17 protein-coding genes are annotated in these 17,567 nt (G+C 62.8%); 12 read left to right on the top strand and 5 right to left on the bottom strand.

Translation table 11 applies throughout. From position 1 onward, the window contains the following. Positions 1–59: 59 nt before the first annotated feature. Both acnD and prpF read left to right on the top strand, forming a co-directional pair. Entirely contained in the window at positions 60–2,657 is a 2,598-nt protein-coding gene (gene acnD, locus B0G80_RS33180) for a Fe/S-dependent 2-methylisocitrate dehydratase AcnD (RefSeq protein ID WP_116122067.1), read from the top strand. Between the two features lie 111 nt (positions 2,658–2,768). After that, on the top strand, positions 2,769–3,956 hold the full coding sequence (prpF, locus tag B0G80_RS33175) for a 2-methylaconitate cis-trans isomerase PrpF (RefSeq protein ID WP_116122066.1): 1,188 nt from the start codon (positions 2,769–2,771) through the stop codon (positions 3,954–3,956). Positions 3,957–4,197: 241 nt separating this feature from the next. Here prpF and B0G80_RS33170 read toward each other — a convergent pair whose 3' ends face one another. Beyond that, entirely contained in the window at positions 4,198–5,034 is an 837-nt protein-coding gene (locus tag B0G80_RS33170) for a class I SAM-dependent methyltransferase (protein ID WP_116122065.1), read from the bottom strand. 228 nt (positions 5,035–5,262) lie between these two features. Here B0G80_RS33170 and B0G80_RS33165 point away from each other — a divergent pair, with 228 nt between their 5' ends. After that, the gene (locus B0G80_RS33165) at positions 5,263–6,312 is read left to right on the top strand and encodes an AraC family transcriptional regulator (protein WP_116122064.1); all 1,050 of its coding nucleotides are present in this window, start codon (positions 5,263–5,265) and stop codon (positions 6,310–6,312) included. A 31-nt stretch (positions 6,313–6,343) separates the two neighbouring features. On the opposite strand, the gene B0G80_RS33160 is transcribed toward B0G80_RS33165, so the two are convergent. Further along, entirely contained in the window at positions 6,344–6,739 is a 396-nt protein-coding gene (locus tag B0G80_RS33160) for a DUF305 domain-containing protein (RefSeq protein WP_116122063.1), read from the bottom strand. A 30-nt stretch (positions 6,740–6,769) separates the two neighbouring features. Continuing rightward, positions 6,770–6,967 carry a heavy-metal-associated domain-containing protein gene (locus tag B0G80_RS33155; RefSeq protein WP_116122062.1) on the bottom strand — a complete coding sequence of 66 codons (198 nt, stop codon included), beginning with the start codon at positions 6,965–6,967 and terminating at the stop codon, positions 6,770–6,772. Positions 6,968–7,118: 151 nt separating this feature from the next. Between B0G80_RS33155 and B0G80_RS33150 the strand changes: the two genes are divergently transcribed. From B0G80_RS33150 to B0G80_RS33110, 9 genes are all read left to right on the top strand, one after another. Next, complete coding sequence (locus B0G80_RS33150; protein WP_116122061.1) at positions 7,119–7,568, top strand: hypothetical protein; 450 nt, start codon at positions 7,119–7,121, stop codon at positions 7,566–7,568. Between the two features lie 99 nt (positions 7,569–7,667). After that, on the top strand, positions 7,668–7,967 hold the full coding sequence (locus B0G80_RS33145; protein WP_116122060.1) for a hypothetical protein: 300 nt from the start codon (positions 7,668–7,670) through the stop codon (positions 7,965–7,967). Then, positions 7,964–9,376: a TolC family protein gene (locus tag B0G80_RS33140; RefSeq protein WP_116122059.1), complete on the top strand. Its 1,413-nt coding sequence runs from the start codon at positions 7,964–7,966 to the stop codon at positions 9,374–9,376. Before B0G80_RS33145 ends, B0G80_RS33140 begins: the two co-directional genes overlap by 4 nt. Position 9,377: 1 nt before the next feature. Beyond that, entirely contained in the window at positions 9,378–10,673 is a 1,296-nt protein-coding gene (locus B0G80_RS33135; RefSeq protein ID WP_116122058.1) for a multicopper oxidase family protein, read from the top strand. A gap of 55 nt (positions 10,674–10,728) precedes the next feature. Continuing rightward, entirely contained in the window at positions 10,729–11,064 is a 336-nt protein-coding gene (locus B0G80_RS33130) for a copper-binding protein (RefSeq protein ID WP_116122057.1), read from the top strand. Between the two features lie 136 nt (positions 11,065–11,200). Then, positions 11,201–12,757 (top strand): tetratricopeptide repeat protein, encoded by a 1,557-nt coding sequence (locus tag B0G80_RS33125; protein ID WP_181920110.1) that lies wholly within the window; start codon positions 11,201–11,203, stop codon positions 12,755–12,757. Between the two features lie 153 nt (positions 12,758–12,910). After that, on the top strand, positions 12,911–13,870 hold the full coding sequence (locus B0G80_RS33120; RefSeq protein WP_116122056.1) for a hypothetical protein: 960 nt from the start codon (positions 12,911–12,913) through the stop codon (positions 13,868–13,870). Positions 13,871–14,030: 160 nt separating this feature from the next. Next, a complete protein-coding gene (locus B0G80_RS33115) occupies positions 14,031–14,345 on the top strand; it encodes an antibiotic biosynthesis monooxygenase (RefSeq protein WP_012427906.1) in 315 nt (104 codons plus the stop codon). 209 nt (positions 14,346–14,554) lie between these two features. Then, complete coding sequence (locus B0G80_RS33110) at positions 14,555–15,562, top strand: NAD(P)-dependent alcohol dehydrogenase (RefSeq protein ID WP_116122055.1); 1,008 nt, start codon at positions 14,555–14,557, stop codon at positions 15,560–15,562. 102 nt (positions 15,563–15,664) lie between these two features. Here B0G80_RS33110 and B0G80_RS33105 read toward each other — a convergent pair whose 3' ends face one another. Together B0G80_RS33105 and B0G80_RS33100 are read right to left on the bottom strand one after the other, a co-directional pair. After that, positions 15,665–16,288 (bottom strand): ATP-binding cassette domain-containing protein, encoded by a 624-nt coding sequence (locus B0G80_RS33105; protein WP_116122054.1) that lies wholly within the window; start codon positions 16,286–16,288, stop codon positions 15,665–15,667. A 123-nt stretch (positions 16,289–16,411) separates the two neighbouring features. Then, positions 16,412–17,254 (bottom strand): shikimate dehydrogenase, encoded by an 843-nt coding sequence (locus B0G80_RS33100; protein ID WP_116122053.1) that lies wholly within the window; start codon positions 17,252–17,254, stop codon positions 16,412–16,414. Positions 17,255–17,567 lie beyond the last annotated feature (313 nt).

The following is a 17,567-nucleotide window of genomic DNA, read 5'->3' as shown; positions in this document are numbered from 1 at the left end:
CCGATCTTGATCGGCCGCCGCCATCGTCCCCGGATCATTACTGTCTTGTCCCCTACGCCATGAATACTGCAAACCGCAAACGCCTTCCCGGCACCCAGCTCGATTTCTTCGACACGCGCGCCGCGGTCGACGCGATCCAGCCCGGCGCTTATGACAAGCTACCGTACACGTCGCGCGTGCTGGCCGAAAACCTCGTGCGCCGTTGCGATCCGGTCACGTTGACCGCGTCGCTCAGGCAGATCATCGAACGCAAGCGCGAACTGGATTTCCCGTGGTTCCCGGCGCGCGTGGTGTGTCATGACATTCTCGGCCAGACGGCGCTCGTCGACCTTGCCGGCCTGCGCGATGCGATTGCCGCGCAAGGCGGCGATCCGGCGCTGGTCAATCCGGTGGTGCCGACTCAACTCGTGGTGGATCATTCGCTGGCCGTCGAGTGCGGCGGTTTCGATCCGGACGCGTTCGCGAAGAACCGCGCGATCGAAGATCGCCGCAACGAAGACCGCTTCGATTTCATCAACTGGACCAAACGTGCATTCAGGAATGTCGACGTGATTCCGCCGGGCAACGGCATCCTGCATCAGATCAACCTGGAGCGCATGAGCCCGGTCGTGCAGGTGAAAGACGGCGTGGCGTTTCCGGATACGCTGGTCGGCACCGACTCGCATACGCCGATGGTCGACGCGCTCGGCGTGATCGCGATCGGCGTGGGCGGGCTCGAAGCGGAAAGCGTGATGCTGGGCCGCGCGTCGTATTTGCGCCTGCCGGATATCGTCGGCGTGGAACTGACGGGCAAGCCGGCCGAAGGCATCACGGCGACCGACGTGGTGCTCTCGTTGACCGAATTCCTGCGCAAGGAAAAAGTGGTGGGCGCGTACCTCGAATTCTACGGCGCGGGCACGGCTAATCTGACGCTTGGCGACCGCGCGACGATCGCCAACATGGCGCCCGAATTCGGCGCCACGGCCGCGATGTTCTCGATCGACGAACAGACCATCAAGTATCTGAAGCTCACCGGCCGCGACGACGAACTCGTCAAGCTGGTGGAGACCTATGCGAAGGAAACCGGCCTCTGGGCAGACAGCCTCGTTAATGCCGAATACGAACGCGTGCTGAAGTTCGATCTGTCGACTGTGGTGCGCACACTGGCCGGGCCGTCCAACCCGCATCGCCGTTTGCCGGTGTCGGAACTGGCGGCGCGCGGCATCAGCGGCAAGGTGGAGAACGAGCCGGGTTTGATGCCGGACGGCGCGGTGATCATCGCCGCGATCACGAGCTGCACGAACACCAACAATCCGCGCAACATGATCGCCGCGGGTTTGCTCGCGCGCAACGCGAACCGGCGCGGACTGACTCGCAAGCCGTGGGCGAAGACCTCGCTCGCGCCGGGCTCGAAGGCGGTCACGCTGTATCTGGAAGAGGCCGGGCTGTTGCCGGAACTGGAGCAACTGGGCTTCGGCGTGGTCGCGTATGCGTGCACATCGTGCAATGGCATGTCGGGTGCGCTGGATCCGGCGATCCAGAAGGAGATCGTCGAGCGCGATCTGTATGCGACCGCCGTGTTGTCGGGCAACCGCAACTTCGACGGCCGCATTCATCCGTACGCGAAGCAGGCGTTTCTCGCTTCGCCGCCGCTGGTGGTGGCGTATGCGATTGCGGGCACGATCCGTTTCGACATCGAGAAAGACGTGCTCGGTATCGATGCCGACGGCCACGCCGTCACGCTGAAGGACATCTGGCCGTCGGACGCGGAAATCGACGCGATCGTCGCGTCGAGCGTGAAGCCCGAGCAATTCCGCAAGGTGTATGAACCGATGTTCGCGGTTTCCGTCGATACAGGCGAGAAAGCCAATCCGCTCTACGACTGGCGCCCGATGAGCACGTACATTCGCCGTCCGCCGTATTGGGAAGGCGCGCTTGCCGGTGAGCGCACCCTGAAAGGCATGCGTCCGCTCGCCGTGCTCGGCGACAACATCACGACCGATCACCTGTCGCCGTCCAACGCGATTCTGGCGGATAGCGCTTCCGGCGAATATCTGGCGAAGATGGGCTTGCCGGAAGAGGACTTCAATTCCTACGCGACGCACCGTGGCGATCACCTGACGGCGCAGCGCGCCACGTTCGCGAACCCGACGCTGAAGAACGAGATGGTGCTTGAAGACGGCAAGGTGAAAGCCGGATCGCTCGCGCGCATCGAACCCGAGGGCAAGGTTACGCGCATGTGGGAAGCGATCGAAACCTACATGGAACGCAAGCAGCCGCTGATCGTGATTGCCGGTGCCGATTATGGCCAGGGTTCGTCGCGTGACTGGGCCGCGAAGGGCGTGCGTCTGGCCGGCGCGGAAGCAATCGTCGCCGAAGGGTTCGAGCGCATTCACCGCACGAATCTGGTCGGCATGGGTGTGCTGCCGCTGGAGTTCAAGCCCGGTGTGAACCGGCTCACGCTGGCAATCGACGGCACGGAGACGTTCGATGTGGTCGGCGAGCGCAAGCCGGGCGCGGACCTCACGCTGGTGATTCATCGCAGGAACGGCGAGCGGGTCGAGGTGCCGGTGACGTGCCGGCTCGACACCGCCGAAGAGGTTTCCATTTATGAAGCCGGCGGTGTGCTGCAACGCTTTGCGCAGGACTTTCTCGAGTCGTCGAAGAAGGCGGCTTGAGGTGGCTGGTTTTTCGGATCGCTTCACCTGAAGCGGCGAATGCTACAACGCGGGACAGGGTGACACGGCACGCTACGCCATGTCACCCGCCCACATCAGGACAAGATTTTCATGGCCTACCAACCCCAGATCAAAATTCCAGCCACCTACATGCGTGGCGGCACCAGCAAGGGCGTGTTCTTCCGCCTGCAAGATTTGCCCGAAGCGGCCCAGGTGCCCGGCGCCGCGCGCGACGCGCTGCTGATGCGTGTGATCGGCAGCCCCGATCCGTATGGCAAGCAGATCGACGGCATGGGCGGCGCGACATCGAGCACCAGCAAGACGGTGATCATCGCCAAAAGCCGCCGGCCCGATCACGACGTGGATTACCTGTTCGGGCAGGTATCGATCGATAAGGCGTTCATCGACTGGACCGGCAATTGCGGCAATCTCTCCGCCGCGGTCGGGCCGTTCGCGATCAGCGCGGGTCTCGTCGACCCGAGCCGCGTTCCGCGCGACGGCGTGGCTGTCGTGCGCATCTGGCAGGCGAATATCGGCAAGACGATCATCGGACACGTGCCGATGACCGATGGCGCCGTGCAGGAAACCGGCGCTTTCGAACTCGACGGCGTGACGTTTCCGGCCGCGGAAGTGCAGCTCGAATTCATGGATCCGGCCGCGGAAGAAGAGGGCGCGGGCGGCTCGATGTTCCCGACCGGCAGCCTGGTGGACGATCTGGACGTGCCGGGCGTGGGCACGCTGAAGGCGACCATGATCAACGCGGGCATTCCAACCATCTTCGTCGATGCGGAATCGATCGGCTACAAGGGCACGGAGTTGCAGGACGCGATCAACAGCGACGCCAAGGCGCTCGCGATGTTCGAGACGATCCGCGCGCATGGGGCGTTGCGCATGGGGCTCATCAAGAACCTCGACGAGATCGCCACGCGCCAGCATACGCCGAAGGTTGCGTTCGTCGCGAAACCGGCCGCGTATGTGGCGTCGAGCGGCAAGCAGATTGGCGCGGGCGATGTCGATCTGCTGGTGCGGGCGATGTCCATGGGCAAGCTGCATCACGCCATGATGGGCACCGCAGCCGTAGCGATCGGCACGGCGGCGGCGATTTCCGGCACGCTGGTGAATCTCGCGGCGGGTGGCGGCGCCAGAGAATCGGTGCGCTTCGGTCATCCGTCGGGCACGTTGCGGGTCGGCGCCGAGGCAAGCGAGCGCGGCGGCGAGTGGACCGTCACCAAGGCCATCATGAGCCGCAGCGCGCGGGTGCTGATGGAAGGCTGGGTGCGCGTGCCGCAGGAGCGCTGAGCGAACGTCCGGCTTCGTCCGCAACGGACGAAGCCGGAAAAAGACGGGTTTTGATGCGACGGCAAAGCCTAAGACATCAGCCCGAAGCTGGCGAGAACGAACCGAAGACCGAAGAAACAAACTGACGAAAACAGCGGCAGGCCGAAAGCTAGCGACATACACCGCAAGCCGACGGCGCTGGCCTGTGGCCATCGATCGAAAAGGTAGACAGCCGCGCCGGCCAGTACGCGGCCGACCCCGTTCATTGCCGCACCATCACGATCTCGAGATACTCGCTGGGCAGTACGAGCGTCCCGTCGCCGGACCGGTTGCGGCTTTCCATCAGCGTCATCAGATCGAGCTGGAAGGCCGCTTGCCGTTCGCCGTCCATCGCGGCGAATGCCTTGTTCATCGGGCCGTAGTAGGTCCGAAAGACCTCGAGCCAATGCGCCGGCGAGTGGTATCGGAACATGAATTCGCGGCTCGTCACGGCGACAGTGCGCACACTGCCATGAAAGAGCTCGTCGAGCCGCGCCCGGGTGCCCCACAGCGCCGGCGACTTGAGACCAGGCGGCGGAGGCAGATATTTGCCGATCGTCTTGAACACCTGGCCGACGAAGCTATCCGGCGTCCAGTTCGCGAGGCCGATCTTGCCGCCGGGTTTGCATACGCGCGCCAGCTCGCTGGCCGCTTTTTCCTGATTGGGCGTGAACATGACGCCGAAGGTCGACATGACGACATCGAACGAGGCGTCCGCGTAGGGCAGCGCTTCGGCGTCGGCTTCGCGGAACTGCACCGCTGTCAGACCTTCCGCATGCGCGCGAGCTTTTCCCGCGTCGAGCAGCGAGGCCACATAGTCGGTCGAGGTGACGTCGCACCAGCGGCGCGCGGCGGCGAGCGTGCCGTTGCCGTTTCCCGCCGCGACATCGAGCACGCGGCTGCCGGCGCGCAAGTCGAGTGCTTCGCACAGGTTTTCTCCGACGATCTGTAGCGTTGTGCCGACCACGGCGTAATTGCCCGTTTCCCACGCGGCGTGCTGGCGCGCTTTGACGTCAGCGAATTCGGAGGTTTGTGATGAAGAAGATTGGACTTCAGACATGAGATGCTCCAGAGAAAAAGTTGTGCGATGCACGCTAGTGTTATTGCGCCAGGGTTTATAAATTCATGTGGTACCTCCTTAATTGCGGTTAAGTGTTCTATTCATTCAAGATTCCTTAGCATTGTTGTAAGGGATTCGCATGGATGCTAGTATCGGTGCGACTGTTAAATCGGTGAATGACCGGGCGTCCAGATGTTTTGCGCAGGACGCCGAAGTTCGTGGACAACGATGGACGCTCTTTCTGACGTGCTCCGCCTGGTTCGCCTTGGTGGCGCCGTGTATTTAAATGGCGACTTCACCGCACCCTGGTGTTTGTACGGCCAGGCTGACGCGGCGTTGTGCGGCAGCTTCCTTCCTCCGGCCGAACGTATCGTCTCCTACCATCTGATAACGGAGGGAGGCTGCTGGGCTTCTCTCCCTGACGAGCCTGACTCCGCTATTTACGTGGCTGCCGGCGAACTGCTTGTCGTGCCGCAAGGCGAAGCGCATCTGCTCGGCAGTTCGCTCGACATCGCGCCCGGACCCACTGGCGAACTGCTCGAGAATCAGTTGCGCAATGCTCCGGGACAGTTAATGGCGCTTCGCTACGGCGGGGGTGGAGACCACACGCGTCTGGTGTGCGGCTTTCTCGCGTGCGACGACACGTTGAGCAATCCGGTGCTGTCCGCGCTGCCTCGCATCTTCAAAGTCGACATGCGCAACGACCCGCAGTCCGCGTGGCTCGAATCGTCGTTACGGTTCGCGGCGGCTGAGGCGGCGGAATGGCGAGTGGGCAGTGCGATTGTTCTCGCGCGGCTATCGGAGCTGCTCTTCGTGGAGGCGGTGCGACGCTGCATCGACGCGCTGCCGTCCGATCGGAAGGGCTGGCTCGCCGGTGTGGGAGACCGGTTCGTCGGTCGTGCGCTTGCGTTGATGCATGCGCAGCCGGCACACGGGTGGACGGTCGATGAACTGGCGCGCAAAGCGGGCTTGTCCCGCTCCGCACTGGCGCAGCGATTCACGCAGTTGCTCGGTCAGCCACCTATGCAGTATCTCGCGCATTGGCGTTTGCAGATTGCCGCGCAGGAGTTGCGTGTTGGGACAAAGTCGCTGGCGGCGGTGGCGGACCAGGTGGGATATGAGTCGGAGGCGGCGTTCAATCGGGCTTTCAAGCGCGAGTTCGGAATGCCGCCGGCCGGGTGGCGGAGGAGCCGGGGCGAGATGGCTGCCACTTCTGCGGGCTCTGCCGGCGCGGCGGCCGCCGCCATGGACGGATCGTTCGACGATCGAGGCGCCTAGAGCGCCAGCCGCGCTATCAAGTGCGCCGTCCTCACTTCACCCCGTGCTTTGCCTGCCAGCTCTTCATGAACGCGATTTCATCATGCTGCGCCTTGATGATGTTTCTGGCCAGCCGCTTCAATTCCGGGTCCTTGCCGTACTTCAACTCGACCTGCGCCATTTCGATCGCCCCTTGATGATGCGGAATCATGTGCGCGACGAAGTCCTTGTCGGCGTTGCCCGTATAGTCGGCGCTCATGTCGCGCATCATTTTGTCGTCGGCGGCCTTGAAGGCTTGCGTCGCGTCGCCGGTGCCGGCATCCGCCGACTTCGACATGTCCATGCCAGGCATGGCGGCCGGTTGCTGGGCGTGGACAGGCGCGGTCGCGACAGCAAATGCAAAGCCGCTGAACAGGCAAAGGGCACGAAAGGCGTGAAGTTTTTTCATAGTGAATGTCCGTTGGGAAAAGGGTGTCCGTCAGCCTCGCGGCGACGGATGAAAACCCGCCGCCTCGATGGCCTCGATGAGTTGTCTGGCCGCCAGCGTCGACTTAACCATGACGATTTTAACGGGGACATCGACTTCGAGCCTCGCCGCGGGATCGAGACTCGTGACTGCACGCTTGATTGCGTTGGCGCACCCGCCGCAGGACATATCCGGGACGTCGAATTCCATTTCCTACCTCCAATGAGAAGTCATGACTCGAGCGTGGACCTTCCCACGGCGGTAAGGTCAAGCAGGTTTTCGTCGCTGGTAAAAATCGTATCGGCGCACGCAAAGCCATCATGCGCGGCATCGTTTCAGCCTTACGATTTTGCAAATCTGCATGCTAGACTCCGTACCCATGTCTTACTGGCGCAAACTCTTCATCGTCGTGCTGCTCGTGCTGAGCCTACCGGTTCAGTCGTTCGCGGCCGTCTCCATGAAATGCGGGTCCTCGCATTCCGTGGGCGATGCGGCACCCGCGCGCCAGCAGGCAACCGGTGCAATGACCCATCATCACGACCAGGCCGCGATGCTGGCCGAACAAGCCGACCACGCCGACAATAACGCCGGGGCTCATCTTCAGCATCACAGTCCCGCGGGCGGCGAGCATCATGCGCACGCATGCTCCACTTGCGCGTCGTGCTGTTTCGGCGGCGCGCTGCCCGTCACGCCGCTTGCGTCCCTGTCCGGCAACGCGGCTCATTTCGCTGTTCCCCTGGCTCCCGCTGTGCGCGTCGCGTCGTTTCTGACCGGCGGCGTCGAACGGCCTCCTCGCATCTCTCTCGTCTAGTTCTCTCGCAGCCTCACGCTGCGTGGTTCCCGTTGTTTCATTCCGCCCCGATGGACGGCCGTGTGCCGTGCGTCGTGGCCGTACTTGACGAGACGATTCATGCGAACGTTCATTGTGGCGCTCGGCGCGACAGCATGTCTGCCGGCGCTTGCGTACGCTATATCCATATTCCCCGACCCGGCCGATCCGGCGGCATCCGTGCCTGCGCTCGATACGCCGTCGGTCCTGGCCGACTATCGGCCATACCGTGAGCAGCAGGCGGCGAGCTGGCCGGCGCTCAACCGGGCGGTGACGCATGCAGCGGGCCGCTCTGGAGCGAGCCATGGCTCGCTGCATTCGGGCACCGCTGAGGCCGAAGAAGACGCTCACAGTTCTCATCGTGAAGGGGCGGCGAAATGAGGCCGTGCCTGTTTCCCGCCACCCGCACCGTGGCCATGTCCATCGCGGTGACTTTACTCGCGGGCTGCGCGACGTTTTCGAAGGACGGCGGTTTCGGCACTGTGGCGAGCGCCGCATCCGAGCGACTCGGTAAAGACGCCGTACTGATCAAGACCGAGGACGACCGGAATGCCGTTGCCCTACGCACACAGGAACTGCTGTCCGCGCCGCTCGGCATGGACGAGGTTGTCCAGATCGCGCTTCTGAACAACTGCGGTTTGCAGGCTTCGTACGGCGAACTGGGCATCGCCGAGGCGGACCTCGTTCAGGCGGGACGCTTGCCGAATCCCGGCTTCTCGTTTAGCCGCACGCGCGGTGGCGACGACCTGAGTATCAGCCGCACGTTCACGCTCGGCATGTTGCGCGTGTTGACGATGCCGTTGACGACGCGCATCGAAAGCCGTCGTTTCGAACTGGCCCGCTTGCAAGCCGCCAACGCCATGCTCGACGTCGCCGCCGATGCACGGCGCGCCTACATCCGCGCAGTCGCTGCGAAGCAGTCGGCCGCCTACGCGGAGCAGGTGAAGGACTCGGCCGAGGCCAGCACCGAACTCGCACGGCGCATGCAGCGGGCCGGCAACTTCAGCCAACTCGATTACGCGCGCGAGCAGGCCTTCTACGCCGATGCAATGGCGCAAGTGGCACGAGCGCGGCAGCAGTCGGCGTCCGCGCGAGAAAAGCTCACTCGCGTAATGGGCCTGTGGGGTTCGCAAGCGCAATACGCATTGCCCGAACGTCTGCCGGATCTGCCTGCCACACGCCCCGAGTTGCGCGATCTGGAAACGTTTGCGATGCAAAACAGGCTCGATATTCAGGCCGCGAAACTGCAAACGCAAAGCGTCGCGAGTTCACTGGGATTGAGCAAGGCGACGCGTTTCATCAACGTGCTGGACGTCGGCTATCAAAACAATTTCACGACTTCCGACGGACGCGAGCAGGGCTATGAAATCAGTGTGGAGATTCCGCTTTTCGACTGGGGCGGCGCCAAAGTGGCGCGCGCTAAAGCGATCTATATGCAGTCGGCGAATCGCCTCGCCGGGACCGCCATCAACGCGCGTTCCGAAGTGCGCGAAGCGTATTCAACCTACGTGTCCGGCTACGGCCTCGCGAAGCACTATCGCGACGAAGTCGTGCCGATCCGCAAAACCATCTCCGACGAACTGCTGCTCCGCTATAACGGCATGCTCGCGAGCGTGTTCGAACTGCTCGCCGATTCGCGCGACCAGATCGGCGCGGTGAATAGCGCTATCGACGCACTGAAGGACTACTGGCTCGCGCAGACCGATTTGCAACAGGCGGTCGGCGGCCGTTTGCCGATGACCGCGCTCGCGGCGTCGTCCACCCAATCCGAAGAATCCAAAGGTCAATGACATGGTGTCACGTCGACATTTTATGAGCGGCTCGGGCGCCGCTTTGCTGGGAGCCGCACTGGTGAGCAAGGCCGGCGCCGCGTCGCTGCCCGAAGCACCCTCGATGGCCACGTCCTCCATGCAGCCGCCGCGCGCGCCGTCAAACGGCCGGCCGTACGCGCCGGTTGCCACACTCAACGGATGGTCGCTGCCATGGCGCATGAAGAACGGCTGGAAGGAGTTTCATCTGATTGCCGAACCGGTGGTGCGGGAGTTGGCGCCGGGCATGAGCGCGAACCTCTGGGGCTACAACGGTCAGGCGCCGGGGCCGACCATCGAGGCGGTTGAAGGCGACAAGGTGCGCATCTTCGTGACCAACCGCTTGCCGGAGCACACCACGGTCCACTGGCACGGCATGTCGCTGCCCTGCGGCATGGACGGCGTGGGCGGTCTCACGCAGCCGCACATTCCGCCGGGCAAGACCTTCGTCTATGAATTCCAGCTTGAGAGGCACGGCACCTTCATGTATCACCCGCACGCCGACGAGATGGTGCAGATGGCGATGGGCATGATGGGCGCGTTTGTCGTCCATCCGAAAGATCCGGGCGTGATGCAGGTCGACCGCGACTTCGTGTTCATCATGTCCGCCTACGACATCGACCCGGGCAGCTTTACGCCGCGTGTCAACGAGATGACCGACTTCAACATGTGGACATGGAATGCGCGCGTGTTTCCTGGCATCGATTCATTGCCGGTGCGCGCGGGCGATCGCGTGCGGATCCGCGTCGGCAATCTGACCATGACCAATCACCCGATTCATCTGCACGGCTACCACTTCGAAGTGGTGGGCACGGACGGCGGCTGGATTCCGCCGTCCGCGCGCTGGCCCGAAGTGACCGCCGATGTCGCGGTCGGGCAGATGCGCGCTATCGAGTTCACCGCGAATCGTCCCGGCGACTGGGCATTTCATTGCCACAAGTCTCATCACACGATGAACGCGATGGGGCATAAGGTTCCGAACATGATAGGCGTGCCGCAGCAAGACCTTGCCAAACGCATTAACCGGCTGGTGCCCGACTACATGGCGATGGGCAGCACGGGGGGCTCGATGGGCGCGATGGAGATGCCGCTCCCCGACAACACATTGCCGATGATGACCGGCACGGGCCCATTCGGCGCGCTCGAAATGGGCGGCATGTTTACGGTAGTGAAAGTGCGCGAGGGGCTGGGCCGCAACGACTACCGCGACCCGGGCTGGTTCAGGCATCCGAAGGGAACGGTGGCTTATGAATATACCGGCGAGTTGCCGGCTGGTTGACGTCGACGGTCGCGGGCTGGCCGTGCGGATCGTATTTAACGTGGGAGCGTGTGAGATGAAGAATCGGTTGGCTTCAATGGTGTTGGGTTGCATGGTGATGATTTCCGCGCCGGCGTACGCGGCGGGTGAGGCGAGTGAGCCGCCAATGAGTGCGAGCGCCGATGCGCAAACGGCGATGTCGCATGGCGAAGTCAGGAAAGTGGACGCGGCGGCCGGCAAGCTGACCATCAAGCATGGGCCGCTGGAAAACCTCGGCATGGGCGCCATGACGATGGTATTCAAGGTCAAGGACCCGGCGATGCTCGCGCAGGTCAAGCCGGGCGACACGATCGACTTCATCGCCGACGAGGTGGCCGGAGCACTGACGGTGGTGAAACTGGAGAAGCGGTAGCGCGCTTCGCGTGACGGGCGTTTCGGAGCGGTCCTACAGACTGGCCGATGAGCGGTAAGGATAATCCGCGCACACAGTGTCGCGCGGCAGGCAGCATCGCCCGCGACACGACGCCGTCTTTCTTATTGCGCCGAACATGCCGACCCATCCCGCTTTGCCATCCGAAGAAACCCTTGATGCCTGGTTCAATCAGGCCGAGCAGGCTCGCCTGGCAGGCGAGTTCGACACGGCCCGAACGCTCCTCGACCGAGTCATCGGGCAAGACCCCGGACATGCGGACGCGTTGCATACGCATGGGCTGGTTGCGCTCGCATCGAATCAGCTCGAGTCGGCCCAAAGCTGGATCGAACGCGCGCTCGAAGTGCGCTCGCACCCGGCGTATTACGGCACCTTATGTATTATCCAGATCAAACTGCGTGCGTATGCAAGCGCTTTGCAAACGGCCGAATGCGGGCTCGCGCTCGAACCGGCGTCACTGCCGCTCTGCTTCTTCATGGCGGTAATCCTCCAAGTGCTGGGACGTTCCGAAGATGCCGCTGTGGTCTACCGTCGCTTGCTCGAACTCCGGCCGGACCATCCACAAGCGCTTGCTAATCTGGGTGTGGTCTTCAAGGATCTCGGCTCGCTGAATGAAGCCGAACGGCATCTCAGGCAAGCCATCGCGCTCGCGCCGTCCTACCTCGGCGCGCGTGCCAGCCTCAGTCAGGTCCTGTTGGCCGCCGGCCGTTATGAAGAGGCCTGGCCGTATTTCGAAGACCGTTGGGCCAATTTCGTGGATGCTGACGGGCGCCCCGTATCGGCGCGTCCGACGCTGCCCCTGCCTCAATGGAAGGGCGAGCGCCTGGACATCCTGAACGCCAGCCAGGGAAGGCCCGCATACGGCGCGCGTCTGCTTGTCATCCCGGAGCAGGGCCATGGCGACAGCCTGCAGTTCGTGCGTTATCTGCCGATGGCGCTGGAACGTTTTGCGCGCGTCGGCTACATATGCCCGCCGTCGTTGCGGCGCTTGTACGAAGAATCTTTCGCGCATTTGCCGGGCCTTGTGATGCTCGACGACGGCTTGTCCGACCTGAGCGACTGGGACTGGCATTGTCCTTTGATGTCGCTGCCGATGGCGTTCGGCACGCGGCTCGACAACATTCCCACCGGCACCTATCTGCATGCGGATGCCGCTCGCTCCGCTTCATGGCGCGCGCGGCTTGCCATGTTGCCCGATGCCGGGTTGCCGCGCGTCGGCCTGGTGTGGGCAGGTGGCCATTCAGGTCTAACGGAAGACAGGGCACGCAGCTTGACCCCAGCGCAGATCGCGCCGTTGCTCGCGTTGCCCGATGTGCGCTGGATCAGTCTGCAAAAGACGGATGACCCCGCGAAGCGCGCCGACGCAACATGCAACGCGCGTTTGACGGACTGGATGGACGACGTGACGGACTTCGCCGATACCGCCGCGCTGATCGACAACCTCGATCTGGTGATCTGCGTCGACACTTCGGTTGCACACCTGGCCGCGGCAATGGGCAAGCCGGTGTGGCTGCTCAACCGCTTCGCCGGTTGCTGGCGCTGGTTGCGCGATCGCGACGATAGCCCCTGGTACGCCAGCGCGCGGCTCTTCACGCAGTCGCAACGCGGTGACTGGGACGGCGTGCTCGAACGCGTCGCCGATGCTTTGCGCCGCTCGACCGGGCGCAAAGTCTAGGAAGTCTTACCGATCCTTTGTGCGTTAGCTCACGAAGACGGGCCGAACTTACTCGCCGCGCGCTTCGCAGATGTTATGCTCGGGCGTCGTGAACTTCTTCATGCATAGACGCGTGCGAAATTAAAAATACCTAGATTCCATTAGGAGCCGGGCATGCTAAGAAAAGTAGTCGATCGGGCGAAACAGATCCGACGCAGTGAGGGGTTCAAGCATTCCGTTGCCACACCGCGTCGCATCTCGCTTCATGCCACACAGCGGTTAAACAGGGGAATCTTTGCCATTGAAATTCAGGAGAACTCTGGTTTCTTCTCCGTGATGCAGATGGTCCTGTTTATTCTGATGTATTGCGATGAGAAGTCTCTGACGCCGTGCATCAGCGCACGCGGCGGTCTCTACGGAGACGCAGAGGGAACCATCGACTGGTTCTCTTCCTTCTTCGAGTCCGTGAATGGCGAGGCGGCGGCATCGCTTGCGCACAAGGTGAGAAAGTCGACGGTTCGCGACCTGGTCCAGTTAGGGTTTCGTCAACGCTATGAGACTCAGCTTCAACTCAAGAGCGCCAGCGAACTATTCTTCGCACATTACCGCCCAGCCGCCCATATCGTCGATGAAGTCGATGCGATCTGCGGCAAGCTAGAGATCGGCGCGTCTACACTTGGTGCGCATTTCAGAGGCACGGACAAATCGCTGGAAGCCATCCCGGTTTCATGGAGCGATTTCTGCCGCCAAATAGAAACGACACTTGCTGAAAACCCGCACTTGAGCAACGTTTTCGTTTCAAGCGACGAACAGGCGTTTCTCGACTACTTCGCCGTGTGGCCGTTTTCCAGGCCGGTCAAAGTGGCGCCCGCGAAACTCCTCGCGTACGGCAATATGCCCATTCATTTCAGCGGTTATCCGGGACTCGAAATCGGCCGCGAAGCGCTGGTCTCCAGTCTGCTGTTGTCCCGTTGCGGGTATCTGGTGAAGACGCCGTCGTATCTGTCGGCATGGTCCAGAATATTCAATCCGTCGCTGCCGGTGAAACTCGTGTCGCCGCCGCGGCCGGACGCATTCTGGTTTCCCGACAGCCGGCTATGGCTCGAACAGGTGGCGCAGGACAAGGCGGCCTGAACGCGGACGGTGTCGGGTGCGTTGGCCGTATCGCAGTCGTGACATGGGTACGACGAGTAGCACGCATATAATAAAAGGCCGCCTGACGGTTTTGCCGGAACGATTCGTTCGAGTCCGGCAAACCCGTCAGATACATCGTGACTGCAAAGAGGCCTTCAGCATGTACATTGCCATGAACCGTTTCAAAGTGACGCCCGGATCCGAAGCTGCTTTCGAACATCTGTGGACCACGCGCGATACGCATCTGAAAGAGGTGCCGGGTTTCGTGGAATTTCATCTTCTGAAGGGTCCGCAGAAGGACGATCACGTTCTCTATTCCAGCCATACGATCTGGAAGGACTACGCGTCCTTCGAGGCGTGGACGAAATCCGATGCCTTTCGCGCCGCGCATCGCAACGCGGGCGGCGACAATCGCGTGCTCTATCTCGGGCATCCGGAATTCGAAGGCTTCGAAGTCATTCAAACCGTCAAATGAATGCATGACGTTCGCGACGCGCCCCGTGTCATTCACGGGCGTCGTGAAGGGGCTCCCCCGTTGATAATGCGCTTTCAGCGAGCGCTTGGCCGGCGTTAGCCGGTGCGCGCCTCGACTACACGCTGAGCAGCCTTGCGGTATTCTTTTGCGAGCATTTCGCCGCGACGCGTCGCGTCGCGCGCCGGCGCAACTCTCAGAGGAACGAAAACATGAAAGCCGTCAAAATCGGTTCGCCCGCTACCGTCGCCAATCTCCAGGTCGTCGACATCGCCGATCCCGGTCAGCCCGCGGCGGGCCAGATTCGCGTGCGCATTCAAGCGAACTCCTTGAACTTTCACGACTATGGCGTGGTGAGCGGCAATCTGCCTGCTGAAGCAGGGCGGATTCCGATGGCGGACGGAGCGGGCGTCGTCGAGGCAGTCGGCGCGGGCGTGTCGGAATTCAAAGCGGGCGATCACGTGGTGTCGTGCTTCTTTCCGTTCTGGGAAAACGGGCCGCCTGCCATCGCCGATTTCACGACCACACCCGGCGACGGCGTCGACGGCTATGCACGCGAAGCCGTCGTGCTGCCGAGCCACTACTTCACACATGCGCCGCGCGGCTATAGCCACGCCGAGTCCGCAACGTTGACTACAGCGGGGCTGACCGCATGGCGCGCGCTCGTCGTGGATGGTCAGTTGAAGGCCGGCAACACGGTGCTCGTGCTCGGCACCGGCGGCGTGTCGATTTTCGCCTTGCAGATCACTAAAGCGATGGGCGCTTCGGTGATCGCGACGTCTTCGTCGGACGCGAAGCTCGAGAGGCTTCGCGAACTCGGAGCGGACCATACGATCAACTATCGCGAGAACCCGGAATGGGGCAAGCAGGTCCGCTCGCTGACCGGTGGCCGCGGTGTCGATCATGTGATCGAAGTGGGCGGGCCGGGCACTTTGCCGCAGTCGATCACCGCGTGCCGGATAGGTGGCCATATCGCGCTGATCGGCGTGTTGACCGGACGCGCAGGACCGGTGCCGACCGCGGCGCTGATGGCGCGGCAGCAGCGCCTGCAAGGCTTGATCGTCGGCAGCCGTCAGGATCAGCGCGACATGATCCGCGCGCTCGAGGTGACCGGCATCAAGCCGGTGATCGACAGCACGTTCGAACTGGAGAAACTCGGCGAGGCGTTTGCGCACGAGGAATCCGGCGCTCACTTCGGGAAGATTTGCGTGGCGGTTTGAGGACCGTTAGCGCGTGCGAGTGAATGCCGGCGTGCCGGTTTCACTCGCGTTGTCCATGTCGCTGCAGGGGCTGCAAAGGGCATGCAAGGGCATGCAAGCGTGTCAGGCACGCTTTCCCAAGTCGGCGAAGTTGACACTGCGCGCTTCGCACGCATTCGTAAAGACCTCGTCGTAGCTCGAGAAAAACACCGTGCGTGTTTGTGCCAGGGTCTTGAACAGATCGACCAGCACGGCGCGGGCGGCGGCGTCGAGTCCGCCGACGGGTTCATCCGCGATCAGCACCTGGGTGTCGCCAAGCACGGCCGACGTCAGGAAAAACTTCTTGCGCGTACCGAACGACATCTGCTCGAAGCGTTTGTCGAAATGCGGCGTGAGACCGAAGCGGTCCGCGAGCGTCAACGCGCCGGCGGTGACAGCGGTGTTTCGCGCCGATGCCACCGTGTTCAGATACTCGCGACCGGTCTGATCCGAACAAGGCATGCAGTCTTCGGGCACGTAGGTGAGCACGGATTGCGCGGCCCGCGGTGCACTGCGCAGCGAATGGCCGCCGAGCCACACCTCGCCGCTATCGGGTTCGATTGTGCCCGCGAGGATGCCGAGCAACGTCGACTTGCCGCTGCCGGATTCGTCGTTCAACGCGACGCATCCTGATGCTGTGTCGTAATGCAGTGCCTCAAAGATGAGGCGTTCGCCGTAGCGTTTGCCGAGGTTTTCGAATCGAAGCATGGTTGGAGCGTGAGTCAGGAGACGACCGGCCGCGTTGAATCGCGCGGCAGATGTCTTCTACAGGTTGGCGTCGCGCAAGTGTAGCAGCGTGGGCCGTGGACGCTGTCGCGTCCGAAGCTTCGCTTACCGAGCGGCATCCAGCAAAAACGCCACCATCCGGTCGCACACGCGGCCGAACATTTGCGTGCCTGTCACGGTCGGGCATCCACGCGCGCGGGCGGCTTCGATCAACGGCGTAAGCGGCGGTTTCGTCACCACATCGCCGACGAATGTCGTGGCCGGCAAACGCGATACGTCGATGGGCAGCGGGTCGTCTGCACGCATGCCGAGCGGCGATGCATTGACGACCACGTCATACGCATTGGCATCCACGGAAGCGGCCGCACCGCGCACTTCACCTGGGCCGAGCGCGTTCAACCGGCCGATCAGCGACGCCGTGCGTTCGGCATCGTTATCGCGCACGTCGAGCGACGCCACGCCGCCTTGCACCAGCGCATGTCCAATCGCGGAGCCCGCGCCGCCCGCACCGACCAGCAGCGCACGTTTGCCGCGCAGATCGCAACCGGCATCGACGAGCGCCGCCACGAAACCGGTGCCGTCGAACATGCCGCCGTGCCAGTTGCCGTCCGCCGTGCGGCGCAACGTGTTGACCGCGCCGAGAAAGCTCGCCTGCTCGGTGAGCGAGCCGCAGTACCTGGTGGCGCTGAACTTGTGGGGCACGGTAATGATCACGCCGTCGACATTGCGCATGGGCGTCACGCCCGCAAAAAATGCGGGCAGATCGGCGGGCGCGACGTGAGCGGGCACCACCACCGCATCGCGTCCGGCCGCGCGCAAAGCGATGGTCACGCCGGACGGCGAGCGGACCTGCGCGATCGGATCGCCGACGATGAAAACCACTCGCGTGGCGCCGCTGAGGCCTTCATCCAGCGAGGCGGAAAAAGAGGGGGCGTCGGATTGTGTCATGTTGTTTGTCTCCAGAGTGTTGCCTGGCTTTCGTCATGCCGCGATGCCGGGCGATCTTGCTTGAGTATGTACTGCGCGAACGGTCCGTGGACCGGTTCCCCCGAGAAAACCGCTTCCTCCTGACATCAGTACGCGCATCGCCATTCCTCCATGAATGCAGAAATATCTTGCGCTTCGCGTTTGTGGAATGGTATGAGTTCGCCGTATTTCAAACGCAGTCTGCGCGTGGCGCCGGTCGCGGCCGTGGTGCAGCGGTCGAGCGCGAAGCGCAAGGGACGGCCGCAAGCCGCTTGAGCCTCTGGCTGCGTTGCTT

Origin of the sequence: Paraburkholderia sp. BL6669N2 (assembly GCF_003387275.1) — a bacterium.
Lineage (GTDB): Bacteria > Pseudomonadota > Gammaproteobacteria > Burkholderiales > Burkholderiaceae > Paraburkholderia.
The sequence above is the reverse complement of the archived record's forward strand: the minus strand, read 5'-3'. Positions and strand labels throughout refer to the sequence as shown.

Excerpts from the sequence above, each read along its gene's own strand:
- B0G80_RS33105 (WP_116122054.1), bottom strand. The coding sequence starts at position 16,288 with ATGCTTCGATTCGAAAACCTCGGCAAACGCTACGGCGAACGCCTCATC.
- B0G80_RS33130 (WP_116122057.1), top strand. The coding sequence starts at position 10,729 with ATGAAGAATCGGTTGGCTTCAATGGTGTTGGGTTGCATGGTGATGATT.
- prpF (WP_116122066.1), top strand. The coding sequence starts at position 2,769 with ATGGCCTACCAACCCCAGATCAAAATTCCAGCCACCTACATGCGTGGC.
- B0G80_RS33160 (WP_116122063.1), bottom strand. The coding sequence starts at position 6,739 with ATGAAAAAACTTCACGCCTTTCGTGCCCTTTGCCTGTTCAGCGGCTTT.
- B0G80_RS33140 (WP_116122059.1), top strand. The coding sequence starts at position 7,964 with ATGAGGCCGTGCCTGTTTCCCGCCACCCGCACCGTGGCCATGTCCATC.
- B0G80_RS33135 (WP_116122058.1), top strand. The coding sequence starts at position 9,378 with ATGGTGTCACGTCGACATTTTATGAGCGGCTCGGGCGCCGCTTTGCTG.
- B0G80_RS33120 (WP_116122056.1), top strand. The coding sequence starts at position 12,911 with ATGCTAAGAAAAGTAGTCGATCGGGCGAAACAGATCCGACGCAGTGAG.
- B0G80_RS33155 (WP_116122062.1), bottom strand. The coding sequence starts at position 6,967 with ATGGAATTCGACGTCCCGGATATGTCCTGCGGCGGGTGCGCCAACGCA.
- B0G80_RS33110 (WP_116122055.1), top strand. The coding sequence starts at position 14,555 with ATGAAAGCCGTCAAAATCGGTTCGCCCGCTACCGTCGCCAATCTCCAG.
- B0G80_RS33125 (WP_181920110.1), top strand. The coding sequence starts at position 11,201 with ATGCCGACCCATCCCGCTTTGCCATCCGAAGAAACCCTTGATGCCTGG.
- B0G80_RS33170 (WP_116122065.1), bottom strand. The coding sequence starts at position 5,034 with ATGTCTGAAGTCCAATCTTCTTCATCACAAACCTCCGAATTCGCTGAC.
- B0G80_RS33165 (WP_116122064.1), top strand. The coding sequence starts at position 5,263 with ATGGACGCTCTTTCTGACGTGCTCCGCCTGGTTCGCCTTGGTGGCGCC.
- B0G80_RS33145 (WP_116122060.1), top strand. The coding sequence starts at position 7,668 with ATGCGAACGTTCATTGTGGCGCTCGGCGCGACAGCATGTCTGCCGGCG.
- acnD (WP_116122067.1), top strand. The coding sequence starts at position 60 with ATGAATACTGCAAACCGCAAACGCCTTCCCGGCACCCAGCTCGATTTC.
- B0G80_RS33150 (WP_116122061.1), top strand. The coding sequence starts at position 7,119 with ATGCTAGACTCCGTACCCATGTCTTACTGGCGCAAACTCTTCATCGTC.
- B0G80_RS33115 (WP_012427906.1), top strand. The coding sequence starts at position 14,031 with ATGTACATTGCCATGAACCGTTTCAAAGTGACGCCCGGATCCGAAGCT.
- B0G80_RS33100 (WP_116122053.1), bottom strand. The coding sequence starts at position 17,254 with ATGACACAATCCGACGCCCCCTCTTTTTCCGCCTCGCTGGATGAAGGC.